Genomic DNA, 19,949 nt, shown 5'->3' with positions numbered 1-19,949 from the left:
CCGACATCGCGGTCGGTTTTGACTGCAATGAAGGTATCCGTGAGTGGGAGTAGTGCGTTGACGTTGGGTGTGAACTCGCTTCCCGCGAACGAGCTGAGTCAGACGCTGTGGGTCGATCTGTTTCCTTGGCTGGACGACTACGTATCCGATCGTGCTGCGCTGCTCGAGCCGCTGGCCCCGTCGCCTGATTGGTGGTTCAGCGAAGCGCCGTCGTTCACTGTTCTCGAGGTCGATCTCGAGAAGGTTCTCTCCGAGCTGGCGTCCCTCTACATCGCTCACCACGCGGCAGCGGTATTACAAGAGAGCTTTCCGCTCCTTGGTGAAGATCTCCCGCTGGAGGTGTTGAGTCTCGATACTCGCGCAGTGACGGCGTTGTCACGGCTCACCACCGACAAAGCAATCGGCGGTCTACTGACGCATACGACCGCTGAGATCTTCGGCGTGCGCGGAACGAGCGAACAGACGGTGCACGACATAGTGCTCAACCTGTTGGTCTGTGCGGTCATGACGACTCCGCTCGCCCGCGTCGAGACCGCTGAGGAATCAGTTGCCCCACCCGCGATCACAGCGCTGCTCGACGATCTCGCTCAGCTGGCAATGTGGCGACGGGTCCGAGGCCAGGACAGCAGACCACTCGTCACCGTCGAGATCGACGATGAATCTCCGGCCTCGATTCAGGAAGTTGCCGCCCGGATCTCGGCTCTGACGCCGAACGACTTGCCCGACACGGACAGTACTGACGCGATGGACGAGATCGACAATCTCTTCTCGCAGCTGGATGAGCGGGAGTCGTTGGTGTTGCGTGAGCGGATCGTGGCGCGAGTTCCGCAGCGCAGGGGAGCGATCGGAGCCAAGCTCGGTGTGGGCTCGGGGCGGGTCGGGCAGATCGAGGCCGACGTGAAAGCCAAACTCAACGCGGCGTGCGGATTCGGGACGGCGGTGGGGAACCTGCTTGCCAGCCTGCGGGTCGAGATTCAGCCGGTAGCTTCGCTTGATCGCCTCCTCGACGTGCATCCGAGCATCGCGGCGGAGGTGCCTGGTTACGGAGTTCCGCTGTGGTTGGTTCTGGACCGTCTCGACGACTACTTCGAGGTGACTGACGGTTGGGCTGCCGCTCCGGGCGTCGCGGAGGCCAAGAAACGGACTCAGACCTTGCTCGAGGACTTTGAGTCCCCGAACGGTGTGGTTGCACTCGACGACGTCGCCGAAGTGGTGTCGATGTCACGCGGCGAACTGGAGAAGTGGCTTGCGTGGTGCGGCGTTGTCGTTGTGGCGGAGTCTGCGCTGACGCGTGCGCGTCGGATCTCCGATCTGGCAGTCGGCGCGCTCGAAGCCGTCGGATCGCCGAAGTCCGTCGTCGAGCTAGTGGACTTGCTGAAGTCCGATCGCAGTGAGCGGTCGATCGAGCGCGCGCTCGAGGCCGACGATCGCGTGGCGCTCGACGGCGCAGTGTGGCGGCTGCACGCCTGGGGAAGCGCGGATTCCGTTGGGGAGGAACCGGTTTCTTCGGGAGAGGCTGAAGAAGCCAGTGAGTTCAACATTGGTGGTGACGGGATAGTCCGGCGCAAGCGGACACGCAACACTGCGAAGACGCCAGAGTTGACTCGCCGCCTGTACCGGTCAGGTAGTACGTGGCGGTATCGACTGACTGTGACCGCAGATCATCTGCGGGGCTCCGGATTTGCTGTACCCGCCGGTGTTGCAGTCGCTGCCGGCTGTGTGCGGGGTGAGACCATCGAGTTGGAGAGCCACCTCGGCGTTCAAGCAGTTCGGTGGACCGGAGCGCAGCCGACGTTCGGCACTATCCGCCGATTCCTGCGTGAACTCTCCGCTGTGGAGGGCGAAGACGTGTTGCTCGAGCTGTGGCAAGACGGAACCTTCCGCGTGGTCCGACCGGCGATCGTTCACTCTGACATCGACCCACTACGTCAGGCACTTGCAGAGGTTGGCAATCGCGAGCCATTGCGAACTGCCGAGAGACATGTGGTGCGGATTCTCGCCGAAGCCGTGTGTCTGGACGGCGAAGACCGTCCACGAAAGATGCTGCGCGCGTACGAAGATCGTGGTGAAGACGTGGTTTTGGACTTCCTGGAGGCGGCATGGAGGCGCGGCGAAGCATCCGAAATCGACGAGGTAGAGGGTAAGGATGCATCCCATGACTGACGTCGCGGACACCCGCATAGTGGGCACCAAGATCCTTGCTGCGGACGAGTCCCTCGCCGGCGCCATCGGCTTGCACCACACCATCGCGACAGCGCTCGCCGATCTGATCGACAACAGCCTCGACGCCGAGGCCTCCCACGTGCTGATCAGGTTCGTTCAGGACGGCACACGGATCGTGTCGATGATGGTGATCGACAACGGCTCCGGCATGGACAGTGACACCATTGATTCCGCGATGACCTACGGCCGCCGACGCGACTATGCCGCCGGGGACCTGGGTCATTTCGGTGTAGGGATGAAGGCGGCGTCGTTGAGTCAGGCTCGGTTGCTCCGAGTGTGGTCTCGAAAGTCCGGGCACCCGACGCAGGGCCGCGAGATCGACTCGGCCTCAGTGCAGGGGCGTCAGTCAGTTTCGGTGATCGAGGGCCGGCAAGCCGAAGAATTCTTCGACGCAGTCACGCCCCGCTTTCCCTTCGACACCGGAACTGTTGTCGAATGGCGCGGCATCACAACATTTCTCATGTCCGCGCACGCGGACGAGCAGACCAGCTGGCTCGAACAGACCATCAACGACGTGCGCAGTCACCTCGGCGTCGTATTTCACCGTCTCATCGAATCCGGCCGGATCGCTCTGACTGTGGATGTCTTCGACGTCGAAGCGGGACGCGCCGGCGCGCTGCGCACAGTCAGTGCCATCGACCCGTTCCGGTATCCGCGCACCGGCGACCCCAACTACCCTCGGACACTTACCGTGTCGATCGCCGGTGCCACAGTAACCGCCGAAGCTCACCTGTGGCCCGCCCGGAGCAATGCACCGGAATTTCGCATCCACGGCGCCCCCGGCCGCGACCAGCAGGGGCTCTACTTCTATCGGCACGATCGACTCCTGCAGATCGGCGGCTGGAACGCGATAGTGCGGGGCCGACCGGACTACGGATTGGCACGAATTGCTGTCGATCTGAACGATTCTCTGCTGCAGCACATCACCATCAATCCCGAGAAATCGGGGGTGACGCTCGACGCCACTGCGTCGGCTGCCGTCGACGGGGCCGTCTTCACGGATGGCAACGGTGGATTCCGTTCGTATCTGACCGATGCCGAGCGCGTCGTGCGGGCAGCCCGAAGTTCTGCACCTCGGCCGATCAGCGTCATCGAGCCGGCATCCGGCTTTCCGGAAGACGTGCTCGATTCCTTCAGCGACGCCTTCGAATTCAGCGTCGGTGATGATCCTGTTGCGGTGGGTTGGCGAGCCTTGGCGCGTGATCAGTTCTTCGAAGTCGACCTCAAGACTCGGACTTTGTGGATCAATGCGCGTTTTCGGCGTGATCTGCTCGGACGTCGCAGTCTCGACCCGGCTGATGCTCCGGTGCTCAAGACGCTTGTCTTCCTGTTGGTGAGTGAGATGTTCGAAGGAACGAGAATCGGCGCTCGTCAGAGGGAAAAGATGCAGGCGTGGCAGGAAGTGTTGATTTCCGCAGTGGCAGCGCACCGGGAGCAGGTAGTGCAGTGAGTGATGAAGTATTCCGTGCGGTTGCGCGTGAACTCGGTGATGGGTTTCCGCCCGAGAACGTGCTCTACCCGGTCAACGCGCGCCTGCGAGCGAGCTATCCGGACGGCCTGACCATCGCGGACATCATCGATGTGTTCCTCGATGAGAGTGCTGTCGGTGTACGAACGGCGCTCACCTCGCGTCTACGGCAGTGGGATGCGGATAGTGTCGAGACGTGGGTAGGCTCGACTGTTCCGCAAAGTCCGGAACGGCGGGCTCGGATCTACGACTTGTTGGGATTGCCGGTCGACGCCCACGCCGAGATGGATGCGCACTTCCCTCGCGAAGGTGGGCCCGTTGTCATTGCGGCTCAGCAGCCGTGGGACCCCTGGTATACCTCCGAGCGCCGGCGCGAGCACGACTTCTATTGGCGCGCTTACAAGCGAGGTCTAGCCGACAAGAACTGGGACGAGGCGACAATCGGAAAGCTGGACATTGCAACCACTGAGGTTGTGCACCGGCTTGCGGATCCGACGCGGCCCGAGCCGTATCAGTCCAAAGGTTTGGTGGTCGGCTACGTCCAGAGCGGGAAGACGGCGAATTTCAGCGGCGTGGTGGCCAAGGCGATCGACGCTGGGTACCGCTTGGTCATCGTGTTGACCGGCACGATCGAGATTCTCCGGAGCCAGACTCAGCGACGCCTCGACATGGAATTGGTCGGTCGTCAAAACATCAGTGCCGGTGTGGACGACGACTACGCCAACGACGAGGACTGGCGGGACGGGAACTTTCTCGAACACGAAATCGATCCGAACAAGACCAATGAAATCCCGGCTATCCGTCGACTCACCACCTCGACCTTTGACTACAAGAGCCTGCTCGCGGGCCTGAGCGCACTGCACTTCGAAACCGTGGATCACTCCCTTCCGCTGAATGATCCGAAGAATCTGTACCCCAGCAATATTCGCATCGCGGTCGTGAAGAAGAACGTCTCCAGCCTCAAGAAGCTGGTGGCCGATCTGAAGAAAGTGCCGACCGAACTCGATCAGATTCCTGCCCTGATCATCGACGACGAAGCCGATCAGGCATCGGTGAACACGATCGATCCGAAGAAGATGAAAACCGAGCAGGTCGAGCGGACGGCGATCAACGGTCAGATTGCCGAGATCCTCGGTCTACTCGAGCGTGCCCAGTACATCGGTTACACCGCAACACCTTTTGCCAATGTGTTTGTCGATCCGGAAGACAGCGTCAACGTCTTTCCTTCGGACTTCATCGTCAGTCTCGAGCGGCCCGGCCCGTACATGGGTGGTGCGGACTTCCACGATCTAGACGATCTCGAAGACGACGACAAGACTCCGGCCAATTCGAACCAGAAAGCGTACGTACGGGATCTCCGGGCCGAGTGCGACGAGGATCGCTCAGCCGAGCAGTTGCGAGCGCTCGACTCGTTTGTCCTGACCGGGGCGATCAAGCTATTCCGGGAATCGAAGGGCGCCAAGCCGTATCGGCACCACACGATGCTGGTGCACGAATCGGTGAAGCAGGCCGAGCATGACGCCGTAGCCGACGACTTCAAGGCCTTGTGGAAATCGGCCGGATACAGCCAGGCCAAGAGTCTTTCCCGGCTGGACAAGCTCTGGGCCGAAGACTTTGCGGTGGTGAGTGCGGCTCGGGGCAGTGAACTGGAGAATCCTGGTTCGTTTGCCGAGTTGGAGGAATTCATCGGCGCTGCCTACGACAAGATTTCCGAGGGAACCAGCCCCGTTATCGTGGTCAACGGTGCGGCCGAGAAGGACTACAAACAGGATTCCCTCGATTTCCAGGAACGCGGCGTGTGGAAGATTCTGGTCGGCGGCACGAAGCTGAGTCGCGGCTTCACGGTCGAGGGCCTGACCATCACTTATTATACGCGTCGAACGGGCCAAGCTGACACATTGATGCAGATGGGACGATGGTTCGGATTCCGCCCCGGGTACCGAGACTTGGTGCGCCTGTTCATCGGCCGCACGGTTGGCGGACCCGCCGGCGCGGACTACGACATGTACAAGGCGTTCGAGGCGATCGTTCGGGACGAGCAGGAGTTCCGGAACGAGCTCACTCGGTTCAGCGGCGTGAACGAGAAGGGCGAACCGTGGGTCACTCCACGCGATGTGCCGCCGATGGTGTTTCAGCAGCTGCCGTGGCTGAGGCCAACAGCTCGAAACAAGATGTTCAACGCCGATCTGGTTTATCGAGGCATGGGCGGTGAAAGTTTCAGCTTCACGATGCAGCCCCCGCGAGGTGACGGTTCGATCAACGCTCGGCACTTCGACGCGGTTGCACCATTATTGAAGTCGTTGGGCGAAACAGGGTCCTTCAATTTCGTTGACAAGGATGATGTTTCGCGATCGTTCACTGCGCGATACGGCATTGTCCCTGCCCATGTGGTGTTAGAGGCCGTCGACCAGTTCGAGTGGGCGAACGGGTGGGATTTCGGTCCCCACCGCGAAGCGCTTTCGACCGCAATCGAATCCGGATTGCTCGAGGATTTTGCAGTTCTGCTGCCGTACCCCAAGACCCGGGAGCCGATCGAGATCAAGGGTTGGCACGAGAAACTTCCGATCGTCAATCGCAAGCGTCAGGAACGCGAGTACCGAACAGGTTTCACCGGTACGGCCGTCCGTGAGCGCGATGCGATCGAGCACATTGCGGGCAGCCCGAAGAAGAACGGTGGACCGCTTGCGGGTGCTCTTCATCGGAAGACTCGCGGTGCATTGATTCTGGTATTGGCGAACGATCCGGCTCCTCGTCAGTTGAAACGGGCACAGGCTGGTCCCGTGGACTCGCGCGATTTTGCGACGTTGTTCTCGTACGCGCTTCCGCACGCGGCGGAGCCGTTGGGGCGAATCGGTTTTCGGGTGAAGCAGTCAGGGACAGGGGCGATCGTCGATGCGAACTAGGTGTGTTGTGGTGGGAGACAGGAATGGGTTCTGATGGCTAAGACGATTGCGACGATCAACCTCAAGGGCGGCGTCGGTAAGACGACGATCACCGCGGGGTTGGCCGAGTTCATGTCGCTCGAATTCGGTCAGCGCGTGCTGTTGATCGACCTCGATGCGCAGATCAATCTGACGACGATGATGATCAGTGAGGATCACTGGCTCGAACTCAACAAGCAAGGGCTGACCAGCGCAACCATTTTCCGCGACGCCGTCGATGGCACGTCGAACTTCGATCTTGAAGCCTCGATTCAGCGCGGAGTTTCTCCGGTCAAGCGAGTGACGGGTGTGGATCTGCTTCCCTCATCTCTCGATTTGATCGAGCTACAGGAGGAGATCAGTGCCCTTCGGGTTGCTGATCGGAACTCCACCAAGCCGGTTGAATTGTTGAGGGATGCCGTCGCCCCGGTGATGCCGTACTACGACTACGTTCTGATCGATTGCCCGCCGAATCTCGGGCCGATCACACTCAACGGATTGGCCATGGCTGACGGCTACGTGATCCCCACGATCCCGGATGTGCTCTCCACGTACGGCATTCCGCAGATCCAGACGCACATCGCGAAGTTCGGCAAAGAACTCGGCCGTGAACTCTTCGAACTCGGGTTGGTGATCACCAAGTACAAGTCCAACTCGGCGGTGCACCGCACGACTGTGCGAAATCTTCGACGCGATCCCAACGTCCCTCACGTATTGCCGGAGTATCTCGCGGAGTCGAATCAGATTGCCGCGTCGGCGGAGTTTCACCCGTACAGCACTTTGAAGGTGAAGTACGGCAATGCAGGTCAGTTCGATCAGATGCGTGCAATTACGCAGAACATTCTCACGGAAGCGCAGGCGAAGCTATGAGTGCGGGTATCGATGAGGCGCGTCGTCGCGTGCAGGTGCAGGAAACCGGTGCAGCGCTCCTCAAGTTGGGAGCAACCAATGCCTCGGCATCGGTGTTGCTGGCCAAACTGGTTCAGGTAGTTGCAGAGGAAGCTGCCCGTACCCCGCGCTTCGCGAAGGCAATCGAAAGCGCTTTCGTAGTTCCGTCGGATGGATCCGCCGTTGTGGTACCTGCTTCTGCGCCGGCGCCGCGTCGTCGTGCTGCTGTACCGAAGGTGAAGCGGGAGCCGGGGGCTTTCGACCCGTTCGATGTCTTCAAGGTCGATGGGGAAGCAGCGCTGCTGGAGCGTCTTTCAGCCCTCGATGCAGACGGGATCAAGGACATCATCGCGGAGCAGGAGATCGACACGCACAAGGAGACCGGCCGTAAACGGAAGGTCGATGTGCTGGCGGTCTGGACCGTCGAGCGGGTGAAGGCACTGACCTCGAAGGGCAGTGCGTTCCGGTAGGGGCTCCTTCTCTCAGCGCGCCGTTGTGGTCCTTGGGGCCGCCAGATTGGCGCACTGGTTCGCCGGACTCCTTCATCAGTGGATGGCGATACCACACGAGTGGCTTCGAATGATTCCGCGCGGCGCCGGCTAGTGTGTGAACTTGCGGGTTGGACGCTTACCAGGAAGGCGCATAGTGGCACCTTCGGTGATCTCCGAGTTTCTTGACCCATCGCCCGCCGCGCTGGAGGCGCAGTGGAAATCGGTACTCGCACGTCAGGAGGTACCGAAGGGAAGCCGACAGGTGCCGTTCGTTCCGAGCGAGGTCGTGTTGTCGCTCTGCGCATCGCTGTTGGTTGACCATCGCCGGTTCGGTAGCTCTTCTGCACATCGAGCGGGAATGCCGGTCCAGCATCTTGCGAGTTTGTTCAAGCGTCCGCCCACGAGCTTTATCGCAAAGATGGCGAACCTGGATGGAACACGTAGTCATGGCGGGCGATATGAGGTCGAAGTCGCGTCGTTGATGCTTTCGGACAGCGTGTTGATGCAGGACGTATACCTTCGAATTCTGCGGTCGGCGCGTTCCCACGGAATTGACGAACATGCGTTGCCAGACTTCCTCGAATTGGAAAACGGCGAAACGCTGTGGTTGGCGGGACAAGAAGAGTTAGTCCAAAGTGAGATCGAGAGATCCTTGGAGCAGTCGCTCGAAAAGTGGTCTAGCGAGCGTAAAGATATCCCCATCGCGACCACCCAGCGATTGCTGACCTCGAGGGTTCGGATCGGCCAGCATCGGTTCGCCGCTGGCGTACTCAGCAATCACGAGCACCGCTGCGTGTTCTGTGGCCTTAGCGCGAACATCGGTGGCCGACGCCGGCCGCGCCTCCTTACTGCAAGCCATATCAAGCCCTGGCGAGACAGCACTGACAAAGAGCGACTTGACCGTCGCAACGGCTTCACCGCGTGTCCGACACATGACATTGCCTTCGATACGGGGCTCATCACCGTCGATGAGGACTTGAACCTCCATTACGCGCCCGGCGTCGAGAGCGATATGGAGATCGAAGGTCCGCTTCGCGCCGCACTCGGGAAGCCACCTCTGAGAGACCGATTGATCTTGCCGGACAAGGCGGAGCGTCCGGATGTTGTCTATCTGGACTGGCACCGCACGCAGATCTATGTCGCTTCGTGACTTCGCCAGCGAGCGCTCTGCGGAGCAGATCGAAGATGAGCCAGACTACTTAACTTGTGTAATACCAAGATCACCGTCGACGCCGTCTGCATCATCGCCGCACGCACAGTCACAGTCACCGCCGCAACCGCCGGGATTGCAGTCGCCGGCGTAGCTGTCGTCATCGGCGTCGCAGTCGAGGGTGCCGCCGAAGGACTCAGCAAAATCGTCGTCGAGTTCGTGAGTGAAGTCGTGAACCTCGTCGATCAGGTTCAGCAGATGCTGCGGCGCGAAGGGATCGGCGTCGAGCATCGTGGAGACCAGTAGGTGGTCGCCGCTGAAGGCGAAGCGCAGGCGCGGCCATTCCTGCGCGAGTTCGATCAGTCGAGTCGCAGCATGCGAGGGATTGCCGAGGCCGGTCAGAACCGAAGACCAGACGTTGATCTGAGGGCCGTCATCCGCAACTGTCACGTAGACGACAAATCCGTGAACCGGCACGACGATGTCGCCGTCGTCATCGGTGGCAGGCTCACTACCCAGTAGTTCGGCGAGGGTCTGGACGCACAGGCGAACCAATTCGTCGCGCTCGTCCGTCACCAAGGCAATTGCGCCGTTGATGTGGAGGGGCTGGTCGGCGGTCGTGTCGTGGTCGCTCATGGATCCTCATGTTCTGTGCCAGTCCGAGCAGGCGCTGGGCACTGTTTTCGTGCGGTAGCTGTCAGGTCTACGGTAATCGGCGCACACTGTTGTCCGCGCAGTGGATGATCAAAGATGCCTGGGTAGGTCCGTGTTGATCTGGACTTGACAGCCGACCAGCGACGAGATGCGAGCCCCGACAAATCGGGTAACCTTGTGGCAGTGAGTATCTCGGCTGTCGGTAGGTAGATCTAGCCTCCATACATGACGGGTCAGCGAGTTCGGCGAGCTTCACATCTGCGTTTGGTACCTGCATATCAAGCGACCCAAAGCCAGATGAAGGTCCTTACGCCGAGGCAGATGCGGAATCAGCGTCGACGGCCGGAGGTGGCGAACTTTGTCATGCGGATCGAACTCGATTGCATCACGCCGCCTATTTGGAGACGGTTTTCGGTCCCGTCGAATATCGAACTGGACCAACTTCATTCGATTGTGCAGGCGGTGATGGGGTGGGGAGATCAACACGCTCATCAGTGGGTGAGTGTCCATCATTCAACGGACAATGGCCCAGATCGGTATATCGCGCCAGAGGTGATCGAGCGCGACGGATACCAGGAAGACGAGTTTGGTGAGGACGAAGTCCGGATCGACGAGGCAGTTACCGCGGTCGGGGAGTACGTCCGTTATGAGTACAATGCCCGCGCAAGGTGGAGTCACACGTTGGTTCTCGAGCAGATTGTCGAAGACCAGCCGATTTCTGAGCCATCCTGTCTCGACGGCGAGAGAGCGTGCCCGCCGGAGGATTCTGGCGGTCCGATCGGGTATCGCGAGTTCCTGAACGTGCAGGCGAGTACCGGACTGTTCGATCCCGAACGTTTTGTTCCCGCAGAGTCCAATGCAGCAGTCACCATTGCAGTGGCACTGCATAAGTCACCACCTGTGGGAAGCTCGGTATTCGAGAAGTTCTTGCGCCGCCTGTCGGTTCATTCCGCGCCGAAATTGTTTGCCGCAGTTGCCAAATCGGAGCTTCGTGGCGGATATGACAACTATTTCGAGGTGATGCGTGAGGGAGCAACCCGCCAACTGCTGTGGCTGCTGAACTCCGCGCGAGGTGGTGGGATTGTTTTGACGGCGTCCGGGGCACTTCCTTCGGACCATGTTGCGGACGCCCGAGACGAACTCGATTGGGGCAGTGACTGGATCGATGTCACGGCAGGGAGTGACTCGCAATTGGCAGTACTCGTTGAAGCCGCCAAGACACTGGGATTTGTCCGGAAACTCCGAGGCACTTTGATTCTGACTCGACTCGGCGCGTCAGTGCTTGCATATGAAGGCGAGCTGTGGCGTCACATCGTGACGGCCATGCCGTTGGGAAAGGGTGAGTTGGCGCAGGAAGCCGGCCGAATTCTGTTCCTTACGTTGGCTGCCGGCTTGTCGGAGTCCGAACGTAGTGAAGTGATGATCGAAGGCCTCACGGCATTGGGTTGGTCGACAACAGACGGAACACGACTCGGGGACGACGATTGGACGTGGATGGTGCGAGACACTCTCGTGTACCTGCGAATGATCGGGGCGATTGTCTCCAATCCGCTGGACCAGCATGTTTCCGCCGATCCCGAGTGGGGCCGACGGTTTGCCAGGATGGTCCTGTCGATGTAGGTACGCGATCGAATCGAGCATCGATTTCAATCGATGCGGAGTTGTTATATGCGCTGGAAGCGCACGATATTACTGCGGCGGAAACATGAATATTTTCGGGTGGGAAAATATCGGAGTTTTTGTTCGAAATTGCCATCATGCTATGGTCGATTCTCAGTTGTTGAATTGCGTGGTCGAGCCAAAAGCTTGCGCAGAAGATTTATTTTGTGGAGGTTGGGTTTCCGAAAAGACGAAGTGCGTGTTGCTAGTCAATTGAATATGTGACCGGTGTTGGTATGGCGGTCGCTCCTAGGGCGTGCAGAAACGAAGCGCAAAAATCCTGAACAGGGGTTTTGTGCTTTGCTCTGCCGATTATGTGCGAAGGATGTGGCATGTGACGGGGTCCGACATGGTCCAGTTCAGTACCTTGGTAATTGTTTCACTGCTTGTTGCTTTTTATGGTGGAACATTTCTGATTTCTCTTCGTATTGGTAAGAAACAGGAAAATGCCGACGGTTTTATGACCGCCGGAAACAAATTAGGATTTGGTGTTTCGGCCGCGAGCATGACGGCCACCTGGATTTGGGCGTCGTCGATGTACGCATCTGCCACTTCTGGCTACACCTACGGAATCTCCGGCCCCATTCACTACGGTTTGTGGGGCGCGTTGATGATTCTCTTCATTTATCCGTTCGGCCAGCGAATTCGCAAAGTAGCGCCGAAAGCCCACACCCTGGCTGAGGTCATGTACGCGCGGCACGGACGCTCGAGTCAGCTGATGCTCGCGGGCTCCAATATCGTCGGCAGTCTCATCAGTTTGATGTCGAACTTCCTCGCTGGTGGTCTGCTGATCGCGTTGCTTTCGCCGTTCAACTTCATCCAGGGTGTGTTCATCGTTGCGCTGGGCGTTTTGCTGTACACGTTGTGGTCGGGCTTCCGCGCTTCGGTGTTGACCGACTTCGTTCAGCTGATCGGAATGCTCGGTGCGGTAGCGGTTTTGGTGCCGTTCATCTTCTTTGCGGCAGGGTTCCCGGCAGCCTTCGACTCCGGGGCAGGCAACCTTACTGCTGAGCAGGGCAACTTCTTCTCGAGCGTTGCCTTCTTCGAGCAGGGCGCGCCGTACATCGCGGCAGTTCTTGCCTACGCAATCGGCAACCAGACCATTGCCCAACGTCTGTTCGCGGTCCACGAAGACCTGATCAAGCCCACCTTCATCACCGCAACCGTCGGATACGGCGCAACGGTCATTGGTGTCGGAATGCTGGGTGTTCTCGCTCTATACCTCGGAATCGAGCCGATGGATGGTGACGTCAACAATCTGATTCCGCAGATGGCCGCGTCGTACCTGCCCGGAATTTTGCTGGCTGTCTTCTTTGTCATGATCATCGGCGCGCTGTCATCGACGGCAGACTCGGACCTTGCGGCGCTCTCGTCCATCGTGATGACCGACGTTTACGGCCAAGCCGTCGCAGGCAAGGCCAATGCGAACCCTCGACGGATGCTGCTCATCGGCCGAGTAACGATGATAGTTGCCACGGCGGCGGCTATCTCCTTGGCAAGTCTGCAACTGAGCATTCTTGATCTGTTGGTGTTCGTCGGCGCGCTGTGGGGCGCGCTGGTGTTCCCGGTTATCGCGAGCTTCTATTGGGGAAAGGTCACCAACAAGGCCTTCACTGTGTCGGTGCTGGTGGCGCTTGCCGCCTTCTTGCCCGTCCGATTCAGTTGGGTGCCGATGGATGGGATGTTCGGGATCTTCTCCGACATCGTTGCCGTTGTCGGTATCGGAGTGGTGCTGGGGCTCATGGCATTTGGATTCTTCGGCCTGAAGGTTGCGCAGATCGTCGGTGGCCTGGCGATCGTGCTGTCCGCGCCGTTCGCAATCGGCTTCCTCCACGACTACCCAACGCTCAGCGGATCTTTGGTGGCCTATGCCGTCAGTACCGTCGTGTGCTTTGCGATGTCCGTCAATCAGCGTGAGACGTTCGATTTCGAACTGATCAAGCAGCGGACCGGAGACTTCGACGATGACGAGCTTTCTGCCGTGGGAGCGTCCGGAAAGTAACCGTCGAGACAAGTGGAAGGGATACGAATGAGTACAGCTCTACTGACCATTTATGTTCTGATCTGGCCGGCGTTGGTCTTGGTCGTGCTGGGAGTCATCAGCAAGGGATTCTTCAAGGATTGGGCAACTGCTCGCCGCAACGGTGAGGATCTGGTCTAACTTTTCACGCCGCCACCGACGGACTTCTTGTCGGTGGCGGCGGTCATATTGCAATCGGGACTGGGGGCAGCGTTATAGTTGCCCAGTGCAACACGACGGAGCAATGGCGCTCACCGGTCCACCAGCCGTTCATGACGAGCTGGTGCACCTGACGCGGCAGTTGATGACGGGGGATCGGCATTCCGATGACCACCCGTCGATCGCCCAGCATTCGTTCCTCTCCTTCATCGGCCGCAATGACGGATGCAAGGCCACGGAGATCTCCGAAGTCTTCGGCGTCAACCGCTCGACCATCTCGCGCCAAGTGCGCGGGTGCATCGAGGCAGGCTGGGTATATGCCGATCCGGGATCCGTTCGTCAGGGCAATCCGCTGCACCTCACGGAGGCTGGCCGCAAATACCTCGACGCCGCCGACGCGCGTCGGCTCGACCAAGTCGCCGGCAGGCTGCACGATTGGACCGAGTCCGAGGTCGCAGACTTCGCCCGCGCACTCCACCGCTTCAGAATCAGCATCGAATCGCAGACCAACGGAGATGACACCCTGTGAGTGAGTACAGCGCCAAAGCCCAGTTCACCATCTCCGACAATGAGTCTGTGGTGCACACCGTCTTCACTCACGCCGAGCGCACGCCCGAACTGACGGTGTTCTCCCGCCCCAAGGGAGAGGGTTGGGTAGACGTCACAGCCAAAGAGTTCGCCGAGCAGGTCACCGGCGTCGCAAACGGTCTCATTGCAGCCGGGGTGCAGGCAGGCGACCGCGTCGCACTCCTCTCCGCGACCCGATACGAGTGGACGCTCTTCGACTTCGCCATCTGGGCTGCCGGCGCCGCTACCGTTCCGATCTACGACTCGTCGTCTCAGGGGCAGGTCAGCTGGATCCTCGAAGACTCCGAGGCCGTCATCGCGATCGTCGAAACCGGCGCGCACGAGCAGCTGTTCCAGGACGCGCCAAGCTCTCTCAAGGCCGTCATGCAGATCGACGACGGAGCAGTCGAAAAGCTAACCGCACAGGGCGCCGACGTTGACGATACCGAGCTGAAGAAGCGACTCGCGGGCATCAAGGCCGACGATCTGGCGTCACTCGTCTACACTTCCGGCACCACAGGCCGTCCCAAGGGATGCATCCTCACGCACCGCAACTTCCTGTCCGAGGTGCGCGGGATTCTCACGGCATCGATCGGCAAGGTGGCGGTTCCGGGAAACCGAGTCCTGACCTTCTTGCCGCTCGCGCACGTACTGGCCCGCGCGGTGTCCCTCGCGACGTTCGAAGCTGGTGCGTCGCAGGCGCACTGGTCTGACTTTGCCACCATCACAACTCAATTCGAGCGGTACAAGCCCAACACCATCCTCGGTGTTCCGCGTGTCTTCGAAAAAGTTCGTGACGGCGCAGCACGCAAGGCGGAATCCGGTGGAAAGATCCCCAGCGCGATCTTCGCCTTCGCCGAAGCCACCGCCAAGGAGTACAGCCAAGCCCTCGACAAGGGCGGTCCCTCGCTGATCTTGAAGGCGAAGCACGCAGTGGCAGACAAGCTCGTGTATTCGAAGCTTCGTGAGGCTCTCGGCGGCGAGTGCTGGTTCGCGATCTCCGGTGGCGGCGCCCTCACTCCTGAGCTGGGGCACTTCTTCCGTGGGCTCGGAGTTCCGATCTACGAGGGCTATGGCCTCACCGAAACTACTGCGGCGCACTGCGTCAACGTCCCGGGTGCTCAGAAGATCGGAACCGTCGGACAGCCGATGGGCGGCAACGGGGTTCGCATCGCCGAGGATGGCGAGATCGAACTCAACGGTGGAGTCGTCTTCAAGGGATACTGGAAGAACGACAAGGCCACCGAAGAGACATTCGTCAACGGCTGGATGCGAACCGGTGATCTCGGTGAACTCGACAGCGAAGGTTACCTTTCCATCACCGGACGCAAGAAGGATCTTCTGGTGACGGCGGGCGGCAAGAACGTCTCGCCCGGCCCGATGGAAGACCGTATCCGTTCGCATTCCATCGTCTCGCAGGCAGTCGTCGTCGGCGACGGGAAGACCTACATCACGGCGCTGTTGACCGTCGACCCCGAGGTGTTCGAGAAGTGGAAGGCCGAGAACGGCAAGCCTTCTGGTGCCACCGTCGCCGAACTACGTGACGACAAGGACCTTCGAGCGGAGCTGCAGAAGGCCGTCGACGACGCCAATGCCGCTGTCTCACATGCAGAGTCGATCAAGAAGTTCGTCATTCTCGATCGCGATCTGACCGAGGAAGACGGTGAGATGACAGCGACGCTCAAGATCAAGCGCAATGTCGTCGTCGATCGGTTCTCGAAAGAGATCGAAGGAATGTACGCGAAGAGCTAGGCGCGTTTGGGGAACTGCTCGCGGTAAGCCATCACGTCGTCGAGGCGGAACCTGCGGTGGGTGCCGCGTAGTTCGATCGGGAGTTTCCCGGCGTCGGCGAGTTTGCGCACATACGTGTCCGAAACGCCGAGGATCTCTGCTGCCTGCGAGGTGGTGAGGAGCTCTGCGACTGGCCCGAGGGCGACGCTGTCCCCGGCAGCGAGGTAGGTCAGGAGCTGCACGACGGCGTCGCCGACCGACGGTGGAATCTCGATCCGGACGCCGTCGAACACCAGCGTGGTCGTGTCCGTCGAGGTTGCGGCTCTCTGGGTCAGGGCCGTTTTGATTCGCTCGGCAGCATCGCCGTCGACTGCGGAAACGATGTGGTCGATGCTCACGCGATGTATCTCCGATCGAAGGCAGTGTTTCGCAAGCATAGACAGCGACAGTGTCCGTCGGCACGCTGGATGGCACTGTGTGCGTTGCATTACATGAGTGCCGTGAGTGGAAAACTATTTACCCACGTAGATCGGAATTCGAAGGTTTTGGCGCCCAAAGATATTCGACTCGACGCATATGTAACTCACCAAATTTGGTGTACCCGCAAGTAACATCCTGAGCGTGGCTAGACGATCGGTAACGGTGAGATTCGACGTAGAGGAACTGAGGGCCCTAGAGGCCCTCCAAGAGCTCACGGGCGCGGACATTTCCAGCGTCATTCGTGAAGCTGTGATCGAGCATGCTCGTCGATGTGTTGCACAGGGAAAGCCCCGCGACATCGCCGAGCGACGCAAATCGCTGACCTTGCAGGAAGCCTTCGCCAGGTACTCCGCGTTGTGCACCGACGAGGAGCGGGAAGCGTCGTAGCACATCTGTCGATGCGATGGTGACCGGTTGAGTTCACAGTGATTCTGACTGTGGCGCTGCGTAGTTCGTTCGAGGAATATTGCGGCAACAGAAGTGTTGCGTAGACCTCTGACAGGAGCTGGCCAGTGACGGACGTCCTCGAACTCTCCACCGATGTATTGGTGATCGGTGGTGGCCCCGCCGGCGCATGGGCAGCGTTGCGCGCGGCCAAGGCCGGTGCAGACGTCGTCCTGGTCGACAAGGGCTACTGCGGAACGAGCGGCGCAACGGCCCCCTCCGGAACAGGTGTTTGGTACGTCGAACCGGATACGACTGCCCGTGAGCGGGCGAAGGCCGGTCGTGAGGCGCTCGGCGGATATCTTGCAGACCACCATTGGATGGACCGCGTTCTCGAGCAGACCTACTCCAACATGGATCTCCTCGCGGTGGAGGGCAGATATCCGTTCCCCATCGACCCCAGCACGGGCAAGCAGATCCGTACCGGCTTGCAGGGACCTGAGTACATGCGACGGATGCGCACCTGGATTCGTCGAGCCGGGGTGCGGATCCTCGACCATTCGCCGGCACTGGAGTTGTTGGTGGACTGTGAGGGCCGAGTTCGCGGAGTCGCCGGATACCAGCGTCACGAACATCAGGACTACCGAGTCTCGGCAGGCGCGGTAGTGGTCGCCAGCGGAGGTTGTGCGTTTCTGTCCGGTGCGCTGGGTACCAACGTCGATACCGGTGACGGTGCATTGATGGCAGCGGAAGTCGGAGCAGAGTTCTCTGGGATGGAGTTCTCGAACGCGTACGGAATCGCAGCGGCCGGATCGACGATCACCAAGACGGCTTACTACGCGTACGCGACGTTCTTCCACGCAGACGGAAGAGTGCTCGAAGGGGCCGGTTCGGCGAAGGGGAGGTCCGTCATCGCCAGCACGTTGCGGAACGAGCCCGTGTTCGCGCAGATCGATCGGGCCGACGCCGAGGTGCAGCGTCGAATGAGGCTGGGGCAACCCAACTTCTTCCTTCAATTCGATCGCCGCGGAATCGATCCCTTCACCGACAAATTCGAGGTCGGCATGCTCGCTGAAGGCACGGTGCGCGGCACTGGGGGAATCAACGTCGTCGACGACGATTGCGCGTCATCCGTTCCAGGTCTGTTTGCCGCCGGGGACGCAGCGACCCGAGAGCGAATCTGCGGAGGGTTTACCGGCGGGGGAAGTCACAACGCCGCGTGGGCGATGTCCTCTGGTTCATGGGCGGGAATCGGTGCTGCGCGCTATGCGCTGTCGGTCGGACGCGGGGCTACCAGTGGTCTACGCGGAGCCGGAACCGTCGGATTGCGTAATCCGGTACGAACCGGGTTTGCTGCCGACGATGTGGTGAAAGCTGCTCAGGCGCAGCTGATTCCCTTCGACAAGAACTACCTCCGCAGCGGTGATCGAGTATCCGCAGCGCTCGGTGAGCTCGAATCGCTGTGGGGTGCAGTGAGGTCGGATCTGGGCGCGGATCCAGCAGGTCGGATGGCGGCGCGGCAGGCTGCCGCGATCACGGCCGTCGGTCGCTGGATGTACCACTCGACGTTGGCGCGGACCGAGACTCGGGGAATGAGCAAGCGAGACGATTATCCCGAACTCGATGTGACGCAGCACCATCACGTCCTCACCGGCGGTTTGGATTCGGTGTGGACCCGGACTTCTGAATCTGTCGGGTCTGCACTGGTGGCGTCATGATCGAGCTGGTGTCCGCGCCTGACTGCATCGGCTGCGACAAGTGCGTAGACGTTTGTCCTACAGATGTTTTCGATCGGACGCCGTCGGGCGTCCCGGTGATTGCGCGCCAATCGGATTGCCAGACCTGCTTCATGTGTGAGGCATATTGCCCGACGGATGCGCTGTATGTGCATCCGCAATCCACGCCGTTGGAAACGGCCGATGTGATCGAGGACGATCACATCGGCCGCTACCGAGAGAAGATCGGATGGGGCAAAGGGCGGGCACCTGGGTCCCTGACTGCGGTGGGCCCGGAGGTGCCCCGTCCGGTCACGACCTGACGAGAATCTTGACTGCAGTGTCGTTGTGCTCGATCAGAGTGGTGAATCCTTCGGAGATCAATTCTTCGAGCTGAATACGACCGGTGATGAATGGCGCCAGATCGACGACACCGTCCTGGACCATCTTGATGACCGCTTCATGGTCGCGTACGTACGCGATGGTTCCGCGTAGGTCGATCTCCTTGAGGACCAGCTTCTGCATGTCGATGGTCGCGGGTTTGCCCCAAATCGACACGTTGACAACAACTCCAGCAGGCCTGACCGTGTCGAGCATGGTGTCGAGGACCGCGTTGACGCCTGCGCATTCGAAGCCGATGTCTGCGCCGATGCCTCCGCTGAGTTCGAGGACGCGCGCTTTGACGTCTTCGGTGGTGGGATCGATGACGTAGTCGGCTACGCCACTGGAGAGGGCCTTGGCCTTGCGGGCCTCGCTGAGTTCAGTGACGATCGTCGTGACACCCAGACCCTTGAGGACTGCCGCAACGAGGAGTCCGATTGGTCCGGCTCCGCCCACGATGGCGACGTTGCCGCTTTCGGCACCACTGCGTACGACTGCGTGATGGGCGACGCTCAACGGTTCGATGAGCGCTGCCTCATCGAGCGGGATGTTGCCGATCTTGTGGATCCAGCGACGGTCGACGACGACCTTCTCACTGAGCCCGCCACCACCGCCGGCCAAGCCGATGAACCCCATCTTCGTACACAGGTGGTAGTTGCCCGCCTTGCACGGGGCGCACTCGTTGCAGACGAAGTACGGCTCGACGACAACATTTTCGCCGACCTCGACGTCCGTGACACCTTCGCCGACCTCTTCGACGGTGCCGGAGAACTCGTGGCCCATCGTGACCGGCGCATTCTCGTGTGAGAGTGGATGCGGGTGTCCGGGTGCGGAGATGAAGATCGGTCCCTCGAGGTACTCGTGGAGATCGGTGCCGCAGATTCCGCACCATGCGACCTTCAGCTTGACTGTTCCTGGCCGCAATTCGGGCTCAGGAATCTCTTCGATCCGGATGTCTTTCTGCCCGTGGAACCGTGCTGCCTTCATTGATCCGCACCTCACTTCGTTGTGAATCCCCTGGTAGATCGACGTTAGGCCGATTGTTGGCGTGGGTGAAG

The 19,949-nt window shown here is 60.2% G+C and carries 17 protein-coding genes; 14 read left to right on the top strand and 3 right to left on the bottom strand.

The annotated features are described in order from the left end of the window. The first annotated feature begins 39 nt into the window (after positions 1-39). The 6 genes from M0639_RS19545 (at position 40) to M0639_RS19520 (ending at position 9,141) form a co-directional block, all read left to right on the top strand. Positions 40-2,163, top strand: a complete 2,124-nt coding sequence (locus M0639_RS19545) for a hypothetical protein (RefSeq protein ID WP_231915213.1) — start codon at positions 40-42, stop codon at positions 2,161-2,163. Beyond that, positions 2,156-3,673 (top strand): ATP-binding protein, encoded by a 1,518-nt coding sequence (locus tag M0639_RS19540; RefSeq protein WP_064074710.1) that lies wholly within the window; start codon positions 2,156-2,158, stop codon positions 3,671-3,673. Before M0639_RS19545 ends, M0639_RS19540 begins: the two co-directional genes overlap by 8 nt. Next, on the top strand, positions 3,670-6,594 hold the full coding sequence (locus M0639_RS19535; protein ID WP_064074711.1) for a Z1 domain-containing protein: 2,925 nt from the start codon (positions 3,670-3,672) through the stop codon (positions 6,592-6,594). Before M0639_RS19540 ends, M0639_RS19535 begins: the two co-directional genes overlap by 4 nt. A gap of 33 nt (positions 6,595-6,627) precedes the next feature. Then, complete coding sequence (locus M0639_RS19530) at positions 6,628-7,482, top strand: ParA family protein (RefSeq protein WP_003940667.1); 855 nt, start codon at positions 6,628-6,630, stop codon at positions 7,480-7,482. Next, on the top strand, positions 7,479-7,970 hold the full coding sequence (locus tag M0639_RS19525; protein ID WP_064074712.1) for a hypothetical protein: 492 nt from the start codon (positions 7,479-7,481) through the stop codon (positions 7,968-7,970). The genes M0639_RS19530 and M0639_RS19525 overlap by 4 nt, the downstream gene beginning before the upstream one ends. Positions 7,971-8,145: 175 nt before the next feature. After that, complete coding sequence (locus tag M0639_RS19520; RefSeq protein ID WP_054825839.1) at positions 8,146-9,141, top strand: HNH endonuclease; 996 nt, start codon at positions 8,146-8,148, stop codon at positions 9,139-9,141. Positions 9,142-9,186: 45 nt separating this feature from the next. On the opposite strand, the gene M0639_RS19515 is transcribed toward M0639_RS19520, so the two are convergent. Then, positions 9,187-9,777, bottom strand: coding sequence for a T3SS (YopN, CesT) and YbjN peptide-binding chaperone 1 (locus M0639_RS19515; protein ID WP_064074713.1), 591 nt, complete (start codon positions 9,775-9,777; stop codon positions 9,187-9,189). Between the two features lie 339 nt (positions 9,778-10,116). Here M0639_RS19515 and M0639_RS19510 point away from each other — a divergent pair, with 339 nt between their 5' ends. The 5 genes from M0639_RS19510 to M0639_RS19490 all read left to right on the top strand — a co-directional run bounded on the left by M0639_RS19510 (position 10,117) and on the right by M0639_RS19490 (position 15,952). Continuing rightward, positions 10,117-11,415 (top strand): plasmid pRiA4b ORF-3 family protein, encoded by a 1,299-nt coding sequence (locus tag M0639_RS19510; protein WP_306669948.1) that lies wholly within the window; start codon positions 10,117-10,119, stop codon positions 11,413-11,415. Positions 11,416-11,803: 388 nt separating this feature from the next. Then, positions 11,804-13,456, top strand: a complete 1,653-nt coding sequence (locus M0639_RS19505) for a sodium:solute symporter family transporter (protein WP_208722058.1) — start codon at positions 11,804-11,806, stop codon at positions 13,454-13,456. Between the two features lie 27 nt (positions 13,457-13,483). Then, positions 13,484-13,615 carry a putative transporter small subunit gene (locus tag M0639_RS19500; RefSeq protein WP_003941363.1) on the top strand — a complete coding sequence of 44 codons (132 nt, stop codon included), beginning with the start codon at positions 13,484-13,486 and terminating at the stop codon, positions 13,613-13,615. A gap of 85 nt (positions 13,616-13,700) precedes the next feature. Further along, on the top strand, positions 13,701-14,162 hold the full coding sequence (locus M0639_RS19495) for a MarR family winged helix-turn-helix transcriptional regulator (protein WP_003941330.1): 462 nt from the start codon (positions 13,701-13,703) through the stop codon (positions 14,160-14,162). Next, on the top strand, positions 14,159-15,952 hold the full coding sequence (locus M0639_RS19490) for an AMP-dependent synthetase/ligase (RefSeq protein WP_064074716.1): 1,794 nt from the start codon (positions 14,159-14,161) through the stop codon (positions 15,950-15,952). Before M0639_RS19495 ends, M0639_RS19490 begins: the two co-directional genes overlap by 4 nt. Here M0639_RS19490 and M0639_RS19485 read toward each other — a convergent pair. Continuing rightward, the gene (locus tag M0639_RS19485; protein ID WP_007726046.1) at positions 15,949-16,329 is read right to left on the bottom strand and encodes a helix-turn-helix domain-containing protein; all 381 of its coding nucleotides are present in this window, start codon (positions 16,327-16,329) and stop codon (positions 15,949-15,951) included. The genes M0639_RS19490 and M0639_RS19485 overlap by 4 nt on opposite strands. Positions 16,330-16,552: 223 nt before the next feature. Between M0639_RS19485 and M0639_RS19480 the strand changes: the two genes are divergently transcribed. From M0639_RS19480 to M0639_RS19470, 3 genes are all read left to right on the top strand, one after another. Next, positions 16,553-16,798: a hypothetical protein gene (locus M0639_RS19480; protein ID WP_231915214.1), complete on the top strand. Its 246-nt coding sequence runs from the start codon at positions 16,553-16,555 to the stop codon at positions 16,796-16,798. Between the two features lie 125 nt (positions 16,799-16,923). Next, positions 16,924-18,513 carry an FAD-dependent oxidoreductase gene (locus M0639_RS19475; RefSeq protein WP_064074718.1) on the top strand — a complete coding sequence of 530 codons (1,590 nt, stop codon included), beginning with the start codon at positions 16,924-16,926 and terminating at the stop codon, positions 18,511-18,513. Next, entirely contained in the window at positions 18,510-18,833 is a 324-nt protein-coding gene (locus tag M0639_RS19470; RefSeq protein WP_007726052.1) for a 4Fe-4S dicluster domain-containing protein, read from the top strand. The genes M0639_RS19475 and M0639_RS19470 overlap by 4 nt, the downstream gene beginning before the upstream one ends. On the opposite strand, the gene M0639_RS19465 is transcribed toward M0639_RS19470, so the two are convergent. Then, positions 18,823-19,878 (bottom strand): 2,3-butanediol dehydrogenase, encoded by a 1,056-nt coding sequence (locus M0639_RS19465; RefSeq protein ID WP_003941279.1) that lies wholly within the window; start codon positions 19,876-19,878, stop codon positions 18,823-18,825. The genes M0639_RS19470 and M0639_RS19465 overlap by 11 nt on opposite strands. Between the last annotated feature and the right edge of the window lie 71 nt (positions 19,879-19,949).

Source organism: Rhodococcus qingshengii JCM 15477 (assembly GCF_023221595.1).
GTDB lineage: Bacteria > Actinomycetota > Actinomycetes > Mycobacteriales > Mycobacteriaceae > Rhodococcus_F > Rhodococcus_F qingshengii.
This window is presented reverse-complemented; position numbering and strand designations above follow the sequence as displayed.